Source organism: Paractinoplanes pyxinae (genome assembly GCF_026626335.1).
Classification (GTDB): domain Bacteria; phylum Actinomycetota; class Actinomycetes; order Mycobacteriales; family Micromonosporaceae; genus Actinoplanes; species Actinoplanes pyxinae.
On sequence record NZ_JAPNTZ010000013.1, the window covers coordinates 263,582 to 284,045 of the forward strand.

General features: G+C 71.2%; 16 protein-coding genes. 6 read left to right on the forward strand and 10 right to left on the reverse strand.

Going from position 1 to position 20,464, the window contains the following annotated elements:
- Window positions 1-35: 35 nt before the first annotated feature.
- The 5 genes from OWR29_RS33765 to eno form a co-directional block, all read right to left on the reverse strand.
- Entirely contained in the window at window positions 36-935 is a 900-nt protein-coding gene (locus OWR29_RS33765; RefSeq protein ID WP_324291287.1) for a Ppx/GppA phosphatase family protein, read from the reverse strand.
- Window positions 936-940: 5 nt separating this feature from the next.
- On the reverse strand, window positions 941-1,435 hold the full coding sequence (locus OWR29_RS33770) for an amino-acid N-acetyltransferase (RefSeq protein WP_267567435.1): 495 nt from the start codon (window positions 1,433-1,435) through the stop codon (window positions 941-943).
- Entirely contained in the window at window positions 1,436-1,936 is a 501-nt protein-coding gene (locus OWR29_RS33775; protein WP_267567436.1) for a DUF501 domain-containing protein, read from the reverse strand. It abuts the gene before it with no gap.
- Window positions 1,936-2,535 (reverse strand): FtsB family cell division protein, encoded by a 600-nt coding sequence (locus tag OWR29_RS33780; RefSeq protein ID WP_267567437.1) that lies wholly within the window; start codon window positions 2,533-2,535, stop codon window positions 1,936-1,938. The genes OWR29_RS33775 and OWR29_RS33780 overlap by 1 nt, the downstream gene beginning before the upstream one ends.
- An 89-nt stretch (window positions 2,536-2,624) precedes the next feature.
- Complete coding sequence (gene eno, locus OWR29_RS33785; RefSeq protein WP_267567438.1) at window positions 2,625-3,908, reverse strand: phosphopyruvate hydratase; 1,284 nt, start codon at window positions 3,906-3,908, stop codon at window positions 2,625-2,627.
- 176 nt (window positions 3,909-4,084) lie between these two features.
- Between eno and OWR29_RS33790 the strand changes: the two genes are divergently transcribed.
- Together OWR29_RS33790 and OWR29_RS33795 are read left to right on the forward strand one after the other, a co-directional pair.
- Window positions 4,085-4,741 (forward strand): PilZ domain-containing protein, encoded by a 657-nt coding sequence (locus tag OWR29_RS33790; protein ID WP_267567439.1) that lies wholly within the window; start codon window positions 4,085-4,087, stop codon window positions 4,739-4,741.
- Between the two features lie 50 nt (window positions 4,742-4,791).
- Complete coding sequence (locus OWR29_RS33795; RefSeq protein WP_267567440.1) at window positions 4,792-5,454, forward strand: hypothetical protein; 663 nt, start codon at window positions 4,792-4,794, stop codon at window positions 5,452-5,454.
- A gap of 64 nt (window positions 5,455-5,518) precedes the next feature.
- Here the strand turns inward: OWR29_RS33795 and OWR29_RS33800 are convergent, their stop codons facing one another.
- The 5 genes from OWR29_RS33800 to mfd all read right to left on the reverse strand — a co-directional run bounded on the left by OWR29_RS33800 (window position 5,519) and on the right by mfd (window position 13,713).
- Window positions 5,519-6,493, reverse strand: coding sequence for a phosphotransferase family protein (locus OWR29_RS33800; protein ID WP_267567441.1), 975 nt, complete (start codon window positions 6,491-6,493; stop codon window positions 5,519-5,521).
- 90 nt (window positions 6,494-6,583) lie between these two features.
- Window positions 6,584-8,200, reverse strand: a complete 1,617-nt coding sequence (locus OWR29_RS33805) for a DUF885 domain-containing protein (protein ID WP_267567442.1) — start codon at window positions 8,198-8,200, stop codon at window positions 6,584-6,586.
- A gap of 10 nt (window positions 8,201-8,210) precedes the next feature.
- Window positions 8,211-9,167: a nucleoside triphosphate pyrophosphohydrolase gene (locus OWR29_RS33810; RefSeq protein ID WP_267567443.1), complete on the reverse strand. Its 957-nt coding sequence runs from the start codon at window positions 9,165-9,167 to the stop codon at window positions 8,211-8,213.
- Between the two features lie 135 nt (window positions 9,168-9,302).
- Window positions 9,303-10,052: a hypothetical protein gene (locus OWR29_RS33815; protein WP_267567444.1), complete on the reverse strand. Its 750-nt coding sequence runs from the start codon at window positions 10,050-10,052 to the stop codon at window positions 9,303-9,305.
- A gap of 34 nt (window positions 10,053-10,086) precedes the next feature.
- Entirely contained in the window at window positions 10,087-13,713 is a 3,627-nt protein-coding gene (gene mfd / locus OWR29_RS33820) for a transcription-repair coupling factor (RefSeq protein ID WP_267567445.1), read from the reverse strand.
- A gap of 175 nt (window positions 13,714-13,888) precedes the next feature.
- Here mfd and OWR29_RS33825 point away from each other — a divergent pair, with 175 nt between their 5' ends.
- Genes OWR29_RS33825 through OWR29_RS33840 form a run of 4 tightly spaced genes read left to right on the forward strand, consistent with a single transcriptional unit; the run spans window position 13,889 to window position 20,332 of the window.
- Entirely contained in the window at window positions 13,889-15,643 is a 1,755-nt protein-coding gene (locus tag OWR29_RS33825) for a hydrogenase maturation protein (protein ID WP_267567446.1), read from the forward strand.
- Window positions 15,643-17,382 (forward strand): glycosyltransferase family 2 protein, encoded by a 1,740-nt coding sequence (locus tag OWR29_RS33830; protein ID WP_267567447.1) that lies wholly within the window; start codon window positions 15,643-15,645, stop codon window positions 17,380-17,382. Before OWR29_RS33825 ends, OWR29_RS33830 begins: the two co-directional genes overlap by 1 nt.
- The gene (gene glxA / locus OWR29_RS33835; RefSeq protein ID WP_267567448.1) at window positions 17,379-19,328 is read left to right on the forward strand and encodes a radical copper oxidase GlxA; all 1,950 of its coding nucleotides are present in this window, start codon (window positions 17,379-17,381) and stop codon (window positions 19,326-19,328) included. The genes OWR29_RS33830 and glxA overlap by 4 nt, the downstream gene beginning before the upstream one ends.
- Window positions 19,325-20,332: a glycoside hydrolase family 6 protein gene (locus tag OWR29_RS33840; RefSeq protein ID WP_267567449.1), complete on the forward strand. Its 1,008-nt coding sequence runs from the start codon at window positions 19,325-19,327 to the stop codon at window positions 20,330-20,332. Before glxA ends, OWR29_RS33840 begins: the two co-directional genes overlap by 4 nt.
- Window positions 20,333-20,464: the final 132 nt, after the last annotated feature.

Consider the following 20,464-nt stretch of genomic DNA (forward strand, 5'->3'; position numbering starts at 1 on the left):
AGAGCGCGGTACCGCCGCCCTCCCGCGTGAAAGCGTCAGGCCAGGCTGTAGCAGATGCCGTCGAGGATGTCGTGCTCCGAGGCGACCAGCTCGTCGAAGCCGGAACACTCCATGATGGTGCGCAGGATAAGCGCGCCGGCGGCGATCACGTCGGCCCGGCCGGGGTGCATGACCGGCAACGCGCGGCGCTGCTCGACGGTCATGGCCAGCAGCTCGGACGTCACTCGAGACACGTCATCCCTGCTCACCCGGGCGTGGTGGATGCGCGTGGCGTCGTACGCGGGAAGTTGTTTGGCCAAGGCCGTGACTGTCGTGACCGAACCGGCCAGGCCGACCAGCGTCTTGGCGTCGCGGCCAGGGACTGCGGTCAGGGCGATGTCGACCGCGGCGGTGATGTCACGCTCGGCATTGTGGATCTCGGCCGGAGTGGGTGGATCGCTGGGGAAGTGCCGCTCGGTCATGCGGACGCAGCCGATGTCCATCGAGATGGCGTGGTCGACCGCGGCCGAGCCGGTGACGAACTCGGTCGAGCCGCCGCCGATGTCGACCACCAGGTAGGGACGCTCGGCGGTGAGGCCGGCCACGGCGCCGGTGAACGACAGCGCCGCCTCCTCGTTGCCGCTGATCACCTCGGGATCGACGCCGAGCACGCCGCGGACCATGTCGCGGAACTCCTGCGCGTTCTCGGCGTCGCGCGAGGCCGACGTGGCACACATGCGCACCTTGGTCACACCCAGCTCGGCGATCTCGGCGGCATAACCCACAAGAGCTTTCCGCGTACGGGCCATCGCGCCCGCGGAAAGGCGGCCCGTGCGGTCGACGCCCTCCCCCAGGCGCACGATCTCCATCCGGCGCGCGACGTCGGTGAGCTTCCCGTCCCCCACGTCGGCGATCAGCAGGCGGATCGAGTTGGTCCCGCAGTCGATCCCGGCCACCCGGCTCATAGGTGCAGCAGCATTCTCGTGTTCCCCAGGGTGTTGGGCTTGACCCGTTCCAGGTCGAGGAATTCGGCCACACCCTCGTCGTACGAACGCAGAAGTTGCTCGTAGACCGTGTGCGGCACCGGGGCGCCGTCGATCTCGGTGAACCCGAACGAGCCGAAGAACCGGGTCTCGAAGGTCAGGCAGAAGACCCGGGCCACGCCCAGCTCGCGGGCCACGTCGATGAGGCGGTCGACGATGCGGTGCCCGATCTTCTGCCCGCGGCAGGCCGGGTCGACCGCGACCGTGCGGATCTCGGCCAGGTCTTCCCACATCACGTGCAGGGCGCCGCAGCCGAGAACCTTGTCCCGGTCGTCGACGGCCACCCAGAACTCCTGCACCGACTCGTACAGGGTGACCGTCGCCTTGCTCAGCAGCCGGCGGTCGCCCGTGTACTCGTCCACCAGGGCCCGGATGGCCCGGACGTCGGTGGTGCGGGCGCGGCGGATCTCCACTTATTCGGCTCTTCTCACGCAGGGGCCATCGGCCCACCACGGCTCCACCGCGTCGCGGACCTCGTCCCCGAAAGGATTCACGCCCCGGCCCACAGCGAGCGCGTGCCCGAGGTGGACATGCAGACATTTCACTCGATCGGGCATGCCGCCGGCGGCCACGTGCGCGATCTCGGGCACGTCGTCGATCGCCTTGCGCCGGGACAGATAGTCCTCGGTGGCCTTCTCGTACCGGGCGGCCAGCTCGGGATCGGTGGACAGGCGCTCCTGCATCTCGCGCATGACGCCGGCCGACTCCAGCCGGCTGCACGCGGCGGTGGCATGCGGGCAGGTCAGGTAGTACAGCGTGGGGAACGGGGTGCCGTCGTCGAGGCGAGGCGACGTCTCGACCACATCGGGGTTGCCGCAGGGGCAGCGGTGGGCGACGGCTCGGGTGCCGCGCGGGCGGCGACCCAGCTGGGCCTCCACGATGTCGAGGTCGGCCTCGGTTGGTTCTTCACTCACTAGTTCGGGGACTCCGCGTCGGCGGCTCGGACGCTGCTCCACAGCGTGTCGTACCAGCGGTCGGGTGCGCCCGCCGGCTGTTTCTGCCCGGCCTCGGCGGCCGCGCCGGCCGGGTCGTTGCGCACGACCAGTGGCACCTCGCCGTCGCGCACGTAGAAAAGCCGCTCGCGGGCCTGGGCCCGCAGGTATTCCGGGTCTTTCCACTTCTGCAGCTCTTGCGACTTCTGCGCGATGAGCTGACGCTCCTCGGCCTGCTCGGCCTCGAGCTGGGCCAGCTGCGACTCTTGCGCGAGATAGACCCGGAGCGGATACGTGTACGCCAGGGCGAGCGCGACGAAGACGACGATCAGGACCATCGCGCGGCCGGTCAGCGCCCTGGGCCGCGGGGCGGCGGTGCGCTTGGTCGCCGTGCGGGCCGTGGTGGCGGTACGCCGTTTGCGCTCGACCGGGCCGGTGATGCGCGTCGGCCGGGCCGCCTTGGCCGCCTTGCTCGTCTTGCGGACGGCGCCGGTGGTGCGGACCGAGCCGGTGGTGCGCGTGCGCGACGAACCAGGGCGGCGGGCGGGGCCCTGACCGCTCGGTGCTCGTCGCTGTGTCACCTTTACCCCTCCGTCAGGTGCTGTGGCGCCCGCTGGAAACCTATGCCCGTTTCCGCGGGCGCCACAACTCCATGATTAGCGGGCGTTCGTCACGCCGTGCGGTAACGCGGGAAAGCGCCCGCACCGGCGTACCGGGCCGCGCTCTCCAGCTGCTCCTCGATGCGCAGGAGCTGGTTGTACTTCGCGACCCGGTCGGAGCGGGCCGGGGCGCCGGTCTTGATCTGGCCGCTGCCGACCGCGACGGCCAGGTCGGCGATCGTGGTGTCCTCGGTCTCGCCGGAACGGTGGCTCATCATCGTCTTGAAGCCGGCCCGGTGGGCCAGGTCGACGGCGTCCAGCGTCTCGGTCAGCGAGCCGATCTGGTTCACCTTGACCAGCACGGCGTTGGCCGCGCTCTCGGCGATGCCGCGGCCGATGCGGGTCGGGTTGGTGACGAACAGGTCGTCGCCGACGATCTGGATCTTGTCGCCCAGCTCGGCCGTCATCGCGCTCCAGCCGGCCCAGTCCTCCTCCGACAGCGGGTCCTCGATCGAGACGATCGGGTAGTCGGCGGCCAGCTTGGCGTAGTACGCGATCATCTCGTCGGTCGACTTCGGGGTGCCCTCGAAGACGTACGAGCCGTCCTTGTGGAACTCGGTCGCCGCGACGTCCATGGCCAGCACGATGTCGCTGCCCAGGGTGAAGCCGGCGGCCGACACGGCCTCGGCGATCAGGTCGAGGGCGCTCGCGTTCGACGGCAGGCTGGGGGCGAAGCCGCCCTCGTCGCCCAGGCCGGTCGAGAGGCCCTTCTTCTTCAGCACCGACTTGAGCGCGTGGTAGACCTCGGCGCCGGTGCGCAGGGCCTCGCGGAAGGTCGGGGCGCCGATCGGCGCGATCATGAATTCCTGCACGTCGACGTTCGAGTCGGCGTGGGCGCCACCGTTGAGGATGTTCATCATCGGCACCGGCAGCACGGCGGCGTTGGGGCCACCGACGTAGCGGAACAGCGGCAGCTCGGCGCTCAGCGCGGCCGCCTTGGCCACCGCGAGGGAGACCCCGAGGATGGCGTTGGCGCCCAGCTCGCTCTTGTCGGCCGTGCCGTCCAGGTCGAGCATCTTCTGGTCGATCAGGCGCTGCTCGCTGGCCTCGTATCCGACGAGCTCGTCGGCGATCTTGTCTTCCACGTTGGCGACGGCGTTCTCGACGCCCTTGCCCAGGTAGCGGCCCTTGTCGCCGTCACGCAGCTCGATCGCCTCGAAGGCGCCGGTGGAGGCGCCCGACGGTACCGCGGCGCGGCCGACCGTGCCGTCGTCCAGCCCGACCTCGACCTCGACGGTCGGGTTGCCCCGGGAGTCGAGAATCTCGCGGGCGACGATCGCTTCGATGGTGGCCATGTGTCGTGTCGCTCCCTCTGTTCAGGATGCAGTTCACTCTTCTTGAGGCTGCAGTTCACCGACCGCGACCCTGCGGCCGACCACGACACTGAGCGTATCGACCCGCCATGTCGGTCGTACGCGCGGCCGGTGAACTTCTCCTCAACCGGACCCGCGCGTTGCCTCAGGACAGGCCGGTGGCTGCCGATCTCCCCGTCACTATGAGCACACCCATGCTTCCCGCCGACGGGTCGTACGTCGAGATGACCTCGCATGCGGCCTCCGGCGAAACGCTGTCAGACGTCCGAGTCGTGCAGGCCACGGCCGCGATGATCACGCTGTCGCTGGCCCTGGACGACCTGCCCCCGGCCGACGCCGAGGTGACGCTGCGCTGGGCCGCCGCGCCCCGGGGCCGGTACGCCGTCACCGGCAACGTGGCCGGGATCGACGAGAACCGGGTGCGGGTGACGCTGGCCGGCGAGCCCGCGATCGAGCAGAGCCGCGACTACGTGCGCGGGGGCGGCGGCGAGGCAATTGTGCTGATTCTGCCTGGTCAGGCCGCCGCCGAGGGGACGATCCACGACCTCAGCGAGGGCGCGGTGCGGGCCCACTTCACCGACGTCGAGGTGACGAGCGGCGACGAGATCACTCTGCGTATGCAGGTGGGTGAGGAGATCGTCGAGTTCCCGGCCCGGGCGGTCAAGGTGAGCTCGGTGCGCCAGCAGATCCCCCGCCGCGGGCCGCTGATCGTCGAGCTGGTCGCGGTGTTCACGGCGGCCGACGAGCACCAGGCCCGGATCATCCGGCGGTACATCTTCTCGCAGCAGCTGAAGGCCCGCTCCCGCCCGAGCTGAGACGGAATCTCATTTGCTGCAAGTTGCGCCCATGGGCTTAGGTGTCAGGCGTGCCTTCCGTTTCGCGCCTGACACTCGCCGGCCTCGCCGTCGCGGGCGCGATGCTGCTCGGCACCTCGGGCTGCGGCGACCTCGACGAGGCCAGCGCGGCCCCGCTGACCCGCGAGAACCTGGTCAGTGAGACGGCCGACCAGCTGGCCGCCGGGGCCGGGCTCACGTACACGGCGAAATACCAGGTGGCCGGGGGCGAGACGGCCACGGTGAGCCGGGCCCAGAAGCCGGCCCGGGCGGCGTACGTCTATCCGGGCGGCCGCCTGATCACGACGACCACGGTGACGATCCGCTGCGCGGGCCGTTCCTGCACGTCGGTCGCGGCCGACCCGGCCGCGGCGGCGGCCCTGGACGAGGCGCCTCTCATCTCGCCCGAGGCCGTGCAGGCGATGCTGGCCTCGGCCGCGCTCGACCCGGCCGTCGAAACCGAGCAGCACGACACGACGATCACCGGGCGTCACGCCACCTGCCTGAAGGTGCTCGGCGGCACGGCCCGCGCGTTCGACGTATGCGTGACCAACGAGGGCGTGCTGGCCAGCTTCACCGCCACCATCGACGGCGAGCGCATCGACCAGGCCCTGACGTCGTACTCGGAGACGGTCCCGCCCAACGCCTTCCTGGTGCCGACGGGCGCTTCCCTGGTCGACAAGTCGGCCAAGTAGCCCCACTTTTCGCCGCCGCGCCCGACTGAACAGGGCCGTAGCCAACGCTGCCCTGGACGGGTAGTCAGATCAGGGTCTCCAGAAGCGGGCGGATGAGGCGGGCTCGCTCGCGTTGCCAGGTGCGCAGGGTGGGGTGGCCGGGCGGGGCAGGCAGGGTGGACCGGTAGCGCCACATGCCGGCCAGCGCGACCACGAAACGGGCGGCGCCGTCGGGCAGGGTTCCGAGGATCGCGGTGGCCGCCCGCAGCGCGGCCTTTGGGCCATCCCGATGACCGGCGCACACGACATCGGCGGCGAGGCGAGCCCGGTCGAGCCAGGGCGCCCCCGCACAGCCGAAACTCCAGTCGACCAGCACAGCCTGTTCTGCGCCGACATCAACGATCGCGTTGTCGGCCCGAACATCCTGGTGCACGAGGGCGGGCCCAGCCGTCCATTCCGGCCACCCCGCCGCGAGCCCGGCCAGCCGCCCGACGTGTTCCCGTTCCCACTCATCGAGTCTCCCGAAGCCGCCGCCGAGCCACCGTCCACCACCACGCTCGTGGGGCGCGACATCAATGCCGGCGCGCCGATCCAAGCCGTCACGGTCGCGGGGCGGCGTGGGATTGCCGGCCGCGAGCCGGTTCCAGCCGTCGAGGTCGGTGAGCAGGCGCCCGATCGGCGGAAGCACGGACGGGGCCCGAAGGGAAGCGATCACCTCGCAAGCCGCAGTAACCAGGCGCACTCCGTCGTCGGTCCAGGGCGGCCCGGCCGGAACTCCCTCGGCGACGGACATCACCAGCGCACACCAGTCGCCCACCTCGACCGAGGCCAGCAGATCGGGCGCCGGAGTCCCGGCCGGCAGCGCCGCCAGAGCCACCACCTCACGCCGGTAGAACCCGTGCGACGGCTCGCTGACTTCGCGGGACACGGCTTTGACGAAGACTCGCCGCCCGTCTCCCAGTCGCAGAATCGCGGCCGGGCCGGGCGACATCCCGCCGTGCACGTCCCGGCTGCCGACCACCGCTGCCCCGCACGCCCGCTCCACCGCGGCGATCAGCACCGCCGGCGTGCTAAGCCACGAAGGCCTCTCAGCGAACAACTCCTGCCCTCACCATCGCCAGACGCGACGACGCGTGCGCGGGTCAGTGGGTCAGACGCCGAGGAGGGTGCGTAGGTGGCGTGGGGGTGGGGAGCCGTGGGCGAGCATGGCGTCGTGCCAGGCCTTGGGGGTGGCGCCGAAGGGGCGGGCGGCGGCGATGGCGGCGACCTCGGTGTAGCCGACGAAGTACGTGGAGAGCTGGGTGGACGTCAGCAGGGCGCGGCGCCACTTGCCGGCGGCCTCGCCGTCTTCCTGGAAGCCGGGGCCGGTCATCAGGGCCATCGCCTCGGCCTCGGGCATGTCTTCGCAGTGGACGAGCTGGTCGATGATGGCGTTGATGCTCATGCGCAGCTGCATCTTCAGCTGTTGCAGGCGGACGGGCAGACCGCCGAAGCCGAGGTCGGCCATGGCCTCTTCGGCGTACACGGCCCAGCCCTCGACGAACGGCCCGGACCAGCCCAGCGCCCGCACCCGGGTGGCCGCGCGGAAGCGGCGGCTGTGGGCGATCTGCAGGAAGTGGCCGGGCATCGCCTCGTGGACGGTGAGGTCGCGCAGCATGTGGTCGTTGTACTCGCGGTAGAACGACGCCACCCGCTCGGCCGACCAGTCGGACGGGGTGGGCGCGATGCAGTAGAACGTGGGCAGGTCGGCCGTCTCGAGCGGGCCCGGCGGGTCGCAGTAGGCCACGGCGACGCCGCGGGCGAACTCGGGCATCTCTTCGATGACGCACGGGTCGTCGAGCAGGGTGACGACGTCGTTCTTGCGGACGAACTCGGTCGCCTCGTCCATCGTGGCGCGGGCCAGCTCGACGATGGTGTCGTTCGAGGGGTGCTGGGCGCCGAGCGTGTCGAGCGCGCGGCGGACCGTCTCGTCGGTGGCGGGGCCGCCGGTGAGCTCGGCCGCGGCCTCACGCAGGCGCTGGCCGACGCTTTCGAGGTTGGCCCGGGCGCGGGACAGCACCTCGGCCGCGGGGAGTTCGGTGTCGAGCGTGTGCCACAGCCGCGCCTCCCACAGACGGCGGCCCAGGCGCGGGTCGCGGCCGGGATCGCCGCTCTCGACCAGGGCGCGGAGCCAGCCGTCGAACTCGGTGAGCGCGTTGAGGGCGGCCGCCGAGGCCGGCTCGACCGTGGAGCGCAGGGCGGGCGCCTGCTCGAGCAGGGCGGGCAGCTCGTCGCGGATGAGCGCGGCCGTGCCGGCGAACTGGCCGATCGCCGTCTCGGCGTGGATGCGGGGCACGTCACGCAGGACGGCCCGGGCGGTGGCCAGCGCGTCGGGAAGGGCCGTCAGGCGGCCGGCCAGGCTGGTCAGACGCTCGTCGGCGGGGGCGAACGAGCGGGCCATCAAGGCGTGCAGCAACGGGCCGGGGTTGTGGTCGAGCGGGTTCCACTCGTGCTCGCGAACGTCGCTCAGCTCGAACAGGCCCCGCTCGGCCATCGCGCTGAGGATGCCGTGGTCGACCTGCTCTTCCGGCGGCAGCGCCTCGGCGTCGACACCGCTCAGCGCGTCTGTCGCGTCGCGCAGCATGGCCTGGCGGGCCTGGACCGCGCCGGGCGACAGGTCGGGCAGGCGATCGTCGAACCGGTGGTCACCGGCGTAGGTGGCCAGCCCGGGCGAGCTCTCGAGGATGGCGTCGACGATCTTCTCGGCGAGCGGTACGAACTCCGGCATGCCGTGAAAGTTACTCGGCCCCACCGACATTTTTCCGCTCCGCCGCTCGGACGTCCTCGGCGTACCGCAGGGCCGCACGGCGAAGCTCCCCCTCGGCATCCTGGCCCTCGGCGACGATCCGCAGCAGCCGGGAGCCGAGGTCGTCCGAGGTGGGCAACGGCACGTCCACGCCGGCTCTTCGCGTACGGGAAAGAATTTTGGCCGCGAGAGCCAGAGCCGGTTGACTCAACGCGATGCCGTCGAGCGCCGAGTGGCGGGATTTCTCGGCCTTTTTGATGCGGTCCCAGTTGTCGGTGATCTCTTCGATGTCGGCGACCTGGGCGCCCGCGAAGACGTGCGGGTTGCGGCGCACCATCTTGTCGACCAGCCCGCCCGCCACGTCGTCGACGTTCCAGGCCTCGTCGTCGGGCAGTTCCTCGGCCAGCCGCGCGTGCAGCACGATCTGCAGCAGCACGTCGCCCAGCTCTTCGCGCAGGGCGTCGGTGTCGTCGGACTCGATTGCGTCGTAGGCCTCGTAGCTCTCCTCGAGCAGGTAGGGCGCGAGACTGCGGTGGCTCTGGGCCCTCTTCCACGGGTCGCCGCCGGGCGAGAGCAGCCGGTCCATGACCGCGACGGCGTCGAGCAGCCGCGCGCCCGGCGGATCCCACGAGCCGTACATGAGCTCGAGCTCGGCCAGGCCGGGCTCGCGAGCCAGTCGCAGGCCGAGGGTGCGGGCGAAGCTCTCGTCGCCGGTCGGCCCGGCCAGCCACACGACGGCCTCGCCGTTCTTGCTCAGCTCGGCCAGAAGCAGTTCCGGGTCGCTCGCGATCACCGTGACCGGCACACCGCTGCGGCGCAGGGCCTCGGCCTGGTCGGAATCGCCGGCGGCGAACACCGGGTACGCCCGCAGGGCGTCCCAGGCGGCGGCGGTGAGCAGGCCCGCGGGCAGGCGGGGCGACGTGACGAGCAGAACGATCCGAGCGGTCATGAACGCAACTCTGCCAGCCGGTGTGCCACCGCCTCCCCCGCCCACCCAGGGAAGGAAGAAGGAAGAAGGAAAGAAGAGGTGGGCGAACGCTATCGCTTGTCAAGGCGACGGCGCGGGGTTATCCACAGAGGCGGACTAAGAGATGTTGGTCACCGGGTTGTTGCCGGGGGCCTCGCCGAGCGGCACGTTCACCAGCGGCTTGAGCGCGCCGTCCTGCGTCTGGAACTCGAGCACCGGGATGCCGAGCGGCTGGTACCGCGGGTTCACCGTGATCTTCATGGCGTCGGTGGTCTCGGCGACCTCGGTGCGCACCGCGGCGGCCGTCTTCACCAGGGCCAGGTTCTCGGCCGGCAGCTGGGTCTTGAACTGCTCGAACGTCGTGCCGCCGGGCACCTCTTGGGCCTGGACGAGCACGTCGAACACCTCGCGCAGCACGTCGTCGCTGGGCGCGCCCGCGCTCGACTGCACCTTGGTGCGCAGCGCCCGGATCAGCGCGTCGGACTCGGCGTAGAGGCGCACGTACTCGGCGGTCTGCGGCAGCTTGAGCTGGGTGGCGTAGTCGCCCAGCGGCAGCTCGGCCGGGGCCGGCACGGATTCGCGCTTCGCCACCTCGCCCAGCACGTCGTGGCTGACCAGCGTGCGCACGATGTCGGCCCGGGTGATCGGCATGGCCGTCATGGCCGCGGCCGGGTCGGGCTGGTCGGCCGCCGCCTCGCGCACGGCGGTGGAGGCGTCGTCCCAGACCTCTTGCACGCGGGCCTCGGTGATCCGGATGTCGTCGCCCACGTAGGCGGCCACGGACGGCTCGGACCGGCAGGCGGTGAGCCCGCCCAGCCCGAGAGACGCAACGACGGCGATGGATGCGAATCGGCGAGCACGGCGCATGGCACTGACTCTCTCACGTCGGGTATGAGCGAGATCACCCGACCCCGGCCGGAGCCGGCGCCGGGATCTCACCCAGAACATCTTTGAGCAGCTGGGCGCACCACTCGAGCAGGGCCTGGTCGCGCAGCGGCTCGCCGCCGAGGCGGCGGGTGCTGGGCCGGGGCACGCTGACCTGGTCGGTGGCGTGCTTGTAGACCGAGTCGGGGTGGTAGCGCTTGAGCCGCAGCTGCTTCGAGTCGGGCAGGGGCAGCGGGCTGAACCGGATGTGCTTGCCCTGCATCGACACGTCGGTCAGGCCGTAGGCCCGGGCCACCTGGCGGAAGCGGGCCACCGCGATCAGGTTGGCCACCTGGGCCGGCGGCTCGCCGTAGCGGTCGGTCATCTCGGCCACGACCTCGTCGAGTTTCGCGTTGTCGCGGGCCTCGGCCAGCTTGCGGTACATCTCGAGGCGCAGCCGCTCGACCGAGATGTAGTCGACCGGCAGGTGCGCGTCGACCGGCAGGTCGATCTTGACCTCGGGCTCCTCTTCCGGGCGCTCGCCCTTGAACGCCTGCACGGCCTCGCCGACCATGCGCACGTACAGGTCGAAGCCGACGCCCTCGATGTGGCCGGACTGCTCGCCGCCGAGCAGGTTGCCGGCGCCGCGGATCTCGAGGTCTTTCATGGCCACGTACATGCCGGCGCCGAGCTCGGTGTGCTGGGCGATGGTGGCCAGCCGCTCGTGGGCCTGCTCGGTGAGCGGCTTCTCGCGGGGATACAGGAAGTACGCGTACGCACGTTCGCGCCCGCGGCCGACCCGGCCCCGGATCTGGTGCAGCTGGGCCAGGCCGAGCAGGTCGGCCCGCTCGACGATCAGCGTGTTGGCGTTCGGGATGTCGATGCCGGACTCGACGATCGTGGTGCAGACCAGGACGTCGAACTCCTTCTCCCAGAAGCCGACCATGACCTTTTCGAGCTGTTCCTCGCTCATCTGGCCGTGCGCCACCGCGACCCGCGCCTCGGGCACGAGCTCGCGCAGCTTGCGGGCCGCCTTGTCGATCGACTCGACCCGGTTGTGCAGATAGAACACCTGGCCGTCGCGCAGCAGCTCGCGGTGGATGGCCGCGGCCACCTGCTTGTCGTCCTGCGCGCCGACGAAGGTGAGCACCGGGTGGCGTTCCTCGGGCGGGGTGGCGATGGTCGACATCTCGCGGATGCCGGTGATGGCCATTTCCAGCGTACGAGGAATCGGGGTGGCCGACATGGTCAGGACATCAACCGACGCCCGCAACGCCTTGAGCTGTTCTTTGTGCTCGACGCCGAACCGCTGCTCCTCGTCCACGATGATCAGGCCGAGGTTCTTGAACCGGGTCGAGCTGGCCAGCAGCCGGTGGGTGCCGATCACGATGTCGGCCGTGCCGTCGCCCGCCTGCTCCAGCGTGCGCTTGGCCTCGGACGGGGTCTGGAAGCGGGACAGCTGCTTGATCGTGATGGGGAACTGGCCCATCCGGTCGGTGAAGGTGTTGAAGTGCTGCTGGGCCAGCAGGGTGGTCGGCACCAGCACGGCGACCTGCTTGCCGTCCTGCACCGCCTTGAACGCGGCCCGCACGGCGATCTCGGTCTTGCCGTAGCCGACGTCGCCGCAGATCAGCCTGTCCATCGGCACCGACAGTTCCATGTCGTGCTTGACCTCGGAGATGGCGGCCAGTTGGTCGGGCGTCTCTTGGTAGGGGAACGCGTCCTCCAGCTCGCGCTGCCACGGCGTGTCGGGGCCGAACGAGTGGCCCTGGCTGGCCTGGCGGGCCGCGTAGAGCTGGATGAGCTGGGCCGCGATCTCGCGCACGGCCTTGCGGGCGCGGGCCTTGCTCTTCTGCCAGTCGGCCCCGCCCATCTTGTGCAGCGCGGGCGACTCGCCGCCGACGTAGCGGGAGAGCTGGTCGAGCTGGTCGGTGGGGACGTACAGCCGGTCGCCGGGTTGACCCCGCTTGGACGCCGCGTATTCGAGCACGATGTATTCGCGGTCGGCCCCATTGACCGTACGCTGCACGAGCTCGACGTAGCGGCCGATGCCGTGCTGCTCGTGCACCACGAAGTCGCCCGGCTTGAGCTCGAGCGGGTCGATGGTGTTGCGCCGCCGCGACGGCATCTTGCGCATGTCCTTCGTGGATGCGCCGCGGCCGCCGGTGATGTCGTTGCCCGTGATGACGGCGAGCTGCGAGCCCGCGTCGACGAAGCCGTGGTTGAGCCCGCCGCAGGTGACCAGCAGCTGGCCGGCCTCGGGGGCGGACTCGATGGAGTCGACCGGGGTGACGCCGAGGCCGGCGTCACGCAGCACCTCGGTGGCCCGCTGGGCGGTGCCGTGCCCCTCGAAGACCAGCGCGATGGCCCAGCCCGAGGCGGCCCAGTCGTGCAGGTCGGCGGCGAGCTTGGCCGTGTCGCCGTGGTAGAGCGGCACCGGCTGGGCGGCCAGCGCCACCGCGTCACCGAGGTCGGGGCTGACCTCGACGGCCGGCGCCTCGAGCCACGGCTGGTCGTCCGGCGCGGGCTCGTCCGAGGCGGCGAGGCCGAACGGCGAGACCGTCCACCACGGCTGCTTCAGCGTCGCGGCGTGCGACCGGACGTCGGCCAGGGTCTTGAAGGCGGCGGCGCCGACGTCGATGGGGGCCTGGCCGCCGACCGCGGCGGCCGCCCAGGACGCTTCGAGGAACTCGTCGGACGTGCGGGTGAGGTCGTGCGCGCGGGTGCGGATGCGCTCGGGGTCGCACAGCAGCACGTGGGTGCCGGCCGGCATGGTGTCGATCAGCAACTCCATGCTGTCGGTGCCGTCGAGCAGCGCCGGGGCCAGCGATTCCATGCCCTCGACCGGGATGCCCTCGGCCAGCTTGTCGAGGATCTCGGCGATCTCGGGGTGTTCCCCGGCCAGAGCCGCGGCCTTCGCGCGTACGGAAGGGGTCAGCAGCAGTTCGCGGCAGGGCGGCGCCCACAGTCGGTCGACCGGGTCGATCGTCCGCTGGTCGGCCACGGCGAACGTGCGGATCTCTTCCACCTCGTCGCCCCAGAACTCGACCCGGGACGGGTGCTCGTCGGTGGGCGGGAAGACGTCGAGGATGCCGCCCCGGACGGCGAACTCGCCGCGCTTGGTGACCAGGTCGACCCGGGCGTACGCCATGTCGGACAGCCGCCGCGCGACCTCTTCCAGCTCGGCCTCGCCGCCGGCCGTCAGCTCGACCGGTTCGAGGTCGCCCAGGCCCTTGAGCTGCGGCTGCAGCACCGAGCGGACAGGAGCCACGACGACCTGGAGCTCTTCGCCGGCCGCAGGATGGGCCAGCCGGCGCAGCACGGCCAGCCGCCGGCCCACCGTGTCGGAGCGGGGGGACAGGCGCTCGTGGGGCAGCGTTTCCCACGAGGGGAAGACGGCCACCCGGGACGGGCTGATCAGGCAGCCCAGCGCGTCGGCCAGGTCGTCCGCCTCGCGGCTGGTGGCGGTGACCGCGAGCACCGGCTTGCCGGCGCCGCCGAAGTCGGCCGCACCGGCCACGGCGGCCACGACGAAGGGCCGCAGCGAGGCGGGCGCGGTGAGGTCGAGCGCGTCGGACTCGGCAAAGCCCTGACGCGCGAGATCGCGGGCGCGCGCGAGCCCACGGTCGCGCAGAGCGGCGGGAATGAGACCGGACAGCTGCACTAGCAAACACCTCAAGCACGTCGAAAAACCCCAGACGCCCGAGAGGGGCGGGGGTACGGGCTCAAGTTTAGTCCGAGCCACCGACAAATTTCGGCGACGCACAAATCGTCCGACATATGCATCGATAACGGGGCAATAGTGGGCAGCGGCGGAAAGCATTCCCTGGGGAGGCAACGTGCGAATCCTGCTGCTCGTTACGGCGTTCAACGGCTTGAGCCAGCGCGTCTGGTGCGCGCTGCGCGAGGCCGGGCACGACGTCGGGGTGCAGCTGGCCACCGGTCCGGCCGAGATGATCGAGGCGGTGCGGGCCACCAACCCCGAGCTGATCCTGTGCCCGTTCCTCAAGCACCGGGTGCCCGCCGAGATCTGGCAGAAGTGGCGGACGGTGATCATCCACCCCGGTCCGGTCGGCGACCGCGGTCCGTCCTCACTGGACTGGGCGATCGCCGAGGGCGCGCGCACGTGGGGCGTCACCGCCCTGCAGGCCGTCGAGGAGATGGACGCCGGGCCGATCTGGGCCACCCGCACGTTCACCATGCCGGTCGCTCCACCGCGCAAGTCGTCGCTCTACAACGGGCCGGTCGCCGACGCCGCGCTGGAGTGCGTGCTCGAGACGGTGGCCAAGGCGGCCGACAAGAGCTTCCAGCCGGTGCCGGCCGACCAGGCGCCGACCGAGGCGCCCGGGGCCGGCCCGCGACCGCTGATGAAGCAGGACGACCGCGCGTTCGACTGGTCCGACCCGACCGCGCGGATCCTGCGCAAGATCCGGGCCGCCGACGGCTCGCCGGGCGTCCGCACCGAGCTGGCCGGGCGGCCGGTCTTCGTCTACGACGCCGTCCCTGGTCCCGGCCGGCCGGCGCGACCGGGCACGATTCTCAGCCGGCGGCAGGGCGCGGTGCGGGTGAGCACCGGCGACGGCAGCCTGTGGATCGGGCATCTGCGCGACACCGAGGGCGGGATCAAGCTGCCCGCGACCACCTTGCTCGGCAAGCGCCTGCGCGGCGTACCCGATTCGCCCCTGCCTGTCGGCACCGAGCCCGAATCGCCGTCGACCTACCGCCAGGTGCGTTATCGCCGGTCGGGCCGGATCGGCTGGCTGGCCTTCGACTTCTACAACGGCGCGATGGCCCCCGGGCACAGCCGGCGCCTGCTGGCCGGGCTGCGGCACGCGGCCGCGCAAGACACCGAGGTGCTGGTGCTGCGGGGCGGCACCGACGCGTTCAGCAACGGCATCCACCTCAACGTGATCGAGGCGTCGGCCGACCCGGCGGGCAGCGCGTGGGCCGCCATCCGGGCCATCAACGACGTCTGCCGCGAGATCATCACCTGCACGAAGCAGGTGGTCGTGGCCGCGTACGCCGGAAGCGCGGGGGCCGGCGGGGTGATGCTCGGCCTGGGCGCCGACATCGTGGCCGCCCGGGCCGGGATCGTGCTCAACCCGTACTACGACATGGGTCTGTACGGCTCGGAGCTGCACACTTTCACCCTGCCCCGGCGGGTCGGCGAGGACGAGGCGCAGCGGCTGGTCGACGACCGGCTGCCGGTCAGCGCCGAGCGGGCGGCCACGATCGGGCTGGTCGACGAGGTCGGGCCGCGCCACCCCGAGGCGTACGCGCAATGGCTGACCACGCTGGCCGAACGCGAGAGCGACCCCCGCGCGGCCCGCCGCCGCCGGCAGGCGAAGGCCAAGCGGCTGGCCGCGGAGCGCGTCCCGCTCGAGGCGTACGAGGCGCGCGAACTGGCCGAGATGAGCCGGGACATGTTCGGCGACCGCTCCGGTTTCGCGGCCGCGCGGCACGACTTCGTCACCAAGGCGCAGCCGGTCGAAACGCCCGAACGCTGGCGACTGACCCCGGCCAATGTCAGCCGGATCACGCGCAAGGACCAGCGGCAGCCGAAGGTGCGCCCCGCTGTGCCCCTGTCCGCCTGATGAGCAGTGTTCGCGAGAAGGTCCCCACCGGCCGGGTCCGGGTCAGCGCCGCGCTTCAGGCGGCCACGATGCTGCTGCCGGCGCGCTACAACTACAGCGCCTACAGCGTGCTGGCCGGCCCGGCCGATCCGCCGCCGGCGAAGGACCAGGCCTATTCCGTACGGATGAAACGCCTGGCCCGCCGCCGGCCGGTGCTCGCCGTGCTGATCACCCTGTTCGCGTTCGCCTTCGAGAGCACGTTCTTCGGCTGGCTGATCGCCTCGATCGAGATCCCGGACCGGCGGCTGAGCCCGGTGCTGTACGGCGGGGCCGTCGTGATGATCGGCGCGACCGCCACCATCGAGCTGTTCCGCCTGGTCAACGTGGTCACGTTGTGCCTGGCCACGATGTGGGCGCGGGACCCGGTGCCGGTGGTGCCGGACACGACGACGCGGGTGGCCTTCCTGACCACGATCGTGCCGGGCAAGGAACCGGTGGCCATGGTGGAACGGACGCTGCGCGCCGCCCGCAACGTGCGCTACGGCGGCCCGTACGCGGTGTGGCTTCTCGACGAGGGCGACGACCCTGAGGTCAAGGCCATGTGCGAGCGGCTGGGCGTCCGCCACTTCAGCCGGCGGGGCATCGAGAAGTTCAACACGCCGTCGGGCGCCTTCAAGGCGAAGACGAAGCACGGCAACTACAACGCCTGGGTCGACGTGCACGGCGACGACTACGACGTCTTCGTCTCGGTCGACCCGGATCACGTGCCGCTGCCCAACTTCTGCGAGCGGCTGCTGGGCTACTTCCGCGACCCGTCGGTCGGTTTCGTGGTGGGGCCGCAGATCTACGGCAACTACGACAACCTCGTCACACGGTGGGCGGAGTCGCAGCAGTACCTGTTCCACTCGCTGCTGCAGCGGGCCGGCAATCGGCGCGGGATCGCCATGCTGGTGGGGACCAACAACGCCGTACGCATCTCGGCCCTGAAGTCGATCGGCGGTCTGCAGGATTCCATCACCGAGGACATGGCGACCAGCCTCGCCCTGCATGCGGCGCAATGGCGTTCGGTCTACACGCCCGACGTGCTGGCGGTCGGCGAAGGGCCCTCGTCCTGGACCGACTACTTCACCCAGCAGCACCGCTGGTCGCGCGGCACCGACGAGGTGGTGCTGCGCAAGTTCGGCGGCCTGATCCGCAAGCTCGGTCTCGGCCGCTCGCTCCACTATGGCCTGTTGATGTCGTACTACCCGTTGACGGCGCTGGCCTGGCTGCTGGGTGCGCTGAACGCATTCTGCTACCTCGCGCTCGGCGCCCAGGGCGTGCACGTGCCGCAGGAGGTGTGGCTGATGCTCTACATCGACGCCGCCCTGTTCCAGGTCGGGCTGTACGTCTTCAACCGCCGGCACAACACCAGCCCGCATGAAGAAGCCGGCTCGTCCGGCCTGACCGGCATGGTGGCGTCAACGCTGTCCACGCCGATCTACGTGTCGTCCTTTGTGGGCGCCGTGCTGCGCCGCCGGGCCGGATTCGTGGTCACGCCCAAGGGCGACTCGACCAGCCCGGACCGGCTCGCCACGTTCGCGCCCGGCCTGCGCTGGGCGGCGTTCTTCGTCGTGCTGCTGGTCGTCGCCGAGGTGACCGGGCACGTCGACAACGCGATGTTCGTGTGGCCCGCGCTCAACCTGCTCATCTGCCTGACCCCGCCGGCGCTCTGGTTCCTCGCGCGCCGCCGCACCGGACCCGAGGAGTTCACCGCATGAAGCCCCGCCCCCGCCCCAGTCTCGCGCGCCGGATGGCCAGCGGAACCGTCGCGGTGGTGGTGCTGGCCGTGGTCGCGTTCGCGAACCGCCCGGTGCTCGCGGCCGGATCCGAGGCGCTGCACAACTACTCGATCAACCGGCAGTCGTACAAGGAGAAGTTCGGGCACTGGGCCAAGCTGCCGGTGCCGTCCGGATTCCGGGTCAACGCGATCCACGCCGCGCTGCTGAGCACGGGCAAGGTGCTGATCGTGGCGGGCAGCGGCAACAACCGGGAGCAGTTCGAGGCGGGCACCTTCCGGACCGTGCTCTACGACCCGCGTACGGAGAAATTCAGCGAGGTCGAAACGCCGACCGACGTGTTCTGCGCCGGGCACAGCTTCCTGCCCAACGGCAATCTGCTCGTCGCGGGCGGCACCAAGTCGTACGAGGTGCTCGAGAAGGACGTTAAGCGGGCCGGCGGAGTCATGAAGGTCAAGAACGAGTCACCCGATCACGGTCAGCGCGTCTTCCCCAAGGGCACGAAGTTCCGCTCGGCGACCGGGCACGAGTACGTCAGCCGCACCGGCGTCGCCGTCCCGGCCGCCCGCAAGGTGGTGCACGGCCCGCACGTCGCGGTCACCGCGGGCGAGGCCGAGGTCTGGGTCGACGCCGTGCGGCCCGGTGACGCCGCCGTCGTCCGCCAGGGTGCGCAATACCGGATCTCCGGTCTGACCGGCCCCGACGCCAATAACGTCTACGGCGTGGCCGACAAGATCACCCGGGAGAAGCAGGAGTACGGCGGGGACAAGACGTCGTACGAGTTCGACCCCCGCACCGAGCGCTACCACAAGACCGGCGACCTCAAGGAACACCGCTGGTACCCGACGCTGGTGACGCTGACCGACGGCGACGTGCTGGCCGTGTCGGGGCTCGACGAGTTCGGCCGCATCATCCCCGGCCGCAACGAGGTGTACGACTCACGTAAACGCACCTGGTCGGCCGCGCCCCGGCTGCAGCGCTACTTCCCCACCTATCCCAGCCTCCACGTGATGGCCGACGGCCGGCTCTTCTACTCGGGCGCGAACAGCGGCTACGGCTCGGACAAGGAGGGCCGCACACCGGGAATCTGGGACCTGGACGGCAACCGCTTCCAGCCCGTGCCGGGGCTGCGGCAGCCGGAACTCAACGAGACGGCCACGTCGGTCCTGCTGCCGCCGGCCCAGAACCAGCAAGTCATGATCTTCGGTGGCGGCGGGGTCGGCGACTCGCCCGTCTCGACCGCGCGCACCGACATCGCCGACCTGCGCGGGCGGAAGCCGGCCTACCGCCCCGGGCCCGACCTGCCCGAGCCCGCGCGCTACCTGTCGACCGTGGTGCTGCCCGACGACACCGTGTTCACCAGCGGGGGCTCGTCCGGGTACCGCGGCGGCCCGTACCGCGGGAAGAAGCGAAGCGACCTGTTCAACGCGCAGTTCTATGTGCCGTCGACCAACACGTTCCGCACGGCGGCCGAGTCGACGGTCGGGCGCAACTACCACTCCGAGGCGATCCTGCTGCCCGACGGCCGGGTCATCACCATGGGCAGTGATCCGCTCTACGACCGTACGGGCGAGGCGCCGGGCACTTTCGAGCAGCGCATCGAGGTCTACAGCCCGCCCTACCTGTTCCGGGGCAAGCGGCCCGCGATCACCCACGCACCGGGCGAGATCACCCGCGGTGGCGTCTTCGCAGTGAGCACGCCGGACGCGGCCCGGGTGGCCTCGGCCCGGCTGATCCGGCCGAGCTCGGTCACCCACGCCACCGACACCGACCAGCGCTCGGTCTCGCTCGGCCTGAGCCGGGCCGGCGACCGCCTCGACCTGCGCGTGCCGAAGCAGGCCGGGGTCGCGCCCTCGGGCTGGTACATGCTGTTCCTCCTCGACGATCGAGGGCGGCCGTCGGTCGCCCGTTGGGTCCGGCTCCGGTGAAGGCCCGGCGCGTCCGGCTCTCCGTCCTCGTCTCGGCCTCGCTGGTCGGCCTGGGCACGCTCGCGGTGGCCGCCGGCGCCCGCGAGCGCGACCCCGAGGTGCTGACCCCGCCGCCGCCCCGGGCGGTCAGCCCGCACCTCTACGTCGACCCGTCCAGCGCCGCGGTGACCGCCGTGCGCTCGCTGGAGCGGGCCGGCAAGAAGTCCGAGGCGGCGATCATCCGGCGGATCGCCGACCAGCCGGCCGCGGTCTGGTTCACCGACGACCGGCCGGGCTACGCCGACCGGGCGCGCCGGTTGGCCGCGGCGGCCACGGCGGCCCGGCGGATGCCCGTGCTGAGCCTGTACTTCATCCCGTACCGGGACTGCTCGGGTCATTCGGCGGGCGGAGCGGCCGACGCCGCCGCCTATCGGAGGTGGGTGACCGCGCTGGCCGGGGCCCTGCGCGGTCATCGCGCCATCGTGGTGCTCGAACCGGACGCGGTGGCCCAGGCGGTCCGCGGGTGCCTGTCGCCGGCCCGGCGCACCGAACGGCTGGAGCTGCTGCGGTACGCGATCGCGACGCTGCGCAAGGCGCCCGGGGTGCGCATCTATCTCGACGCGGGCAACCCGACCTGGATCCCGGCCGGCGAGATCGGGCCCGCGCTGCGCACGGCCGGGGTGGGGGCGGCGGCCGGGTTCGCGCTCAACGTGGCCAACTTCGAGACGACGGCCGACAACATGCGGTACGGGCTGGCCGTCTCGCGGACCATCGGGGGCAAGCACTTCGTGGTCGACACGAGCCGCAACGGCAACGGGCCGGCCCAGCGTGGGGCGGGGAACCGGCACTGGTGCAACCCGGCCGGGCGCAAGCTGGGGCCGGTGCCCACGCTCAGCACGGGGTACTCGTTGGTCGACGCGTACTTGTGGGTGAAACGTCCCGGGGAGTCCGATGGCGCCTGCGCCCCGGGTCAGCCGCCCGCGGGCAGATGGTTCCCGGCGTACGCCCTGGGTCTCGCCAGATAAGAGCAGGCTTCTCCTTCGTTTCAAGGGGCGGCGGCCGGGGTGGTTGGATGGGAGGTGAGACTTACCTCAAATTCCCCCTGGATGGGGGTACGCCGATACGATCGGCGAAGTCGGGACAGCGCTGTCCTGGAG

Excerpts from the sequence above, each read along its gene's own strand:
- eno (WP_267567438.1), bottom strand. The coding sequence starts at position 3,908 with ATGGCCACCATCGAAGCGATCGTCGCCCGCGAGATTCTCGACTCCCGG.
- OWR29_RS33805 (WP_267567442.1), bottom strand. The coding sequence starts at position 8,200 with ATGCCGGAGTTCGTACCGCTCGCCGAGAAGATCGTCGACGCCATCCTC.
- OWR29_RS33810 (WP_267567443.1), bottom strand. The coding sequence starts at position 9,167 with ATGACCGCTCGGATCGTTCTGCTCGTCACGTCGCCCCGCCTGCCCGCG.
- OWR29_RS33815 (WP_267567444.1), bottom strand. The coding sequence starts at position 10,052 with ATGCGCCGTGCTCGCCGATTCGCATCCATCGCCGTCGTTGCGTCTCTC.
- OWR29_RS33830 (WP_267567447.1), top strand. The coding sequence starts at position 15,643 with ATGAGCAGTGTTCGCGAGAAGGTCCCCACCGGCCGGGTCCGGGTCAGC.
- glxA (WP_267567448.1), top strand. The coding sequence starts at position 17,379 with ATGAAGCCCCGCCCCCGCCCCAGTCTCGCGCGCCGGATGGCCAGCGGA.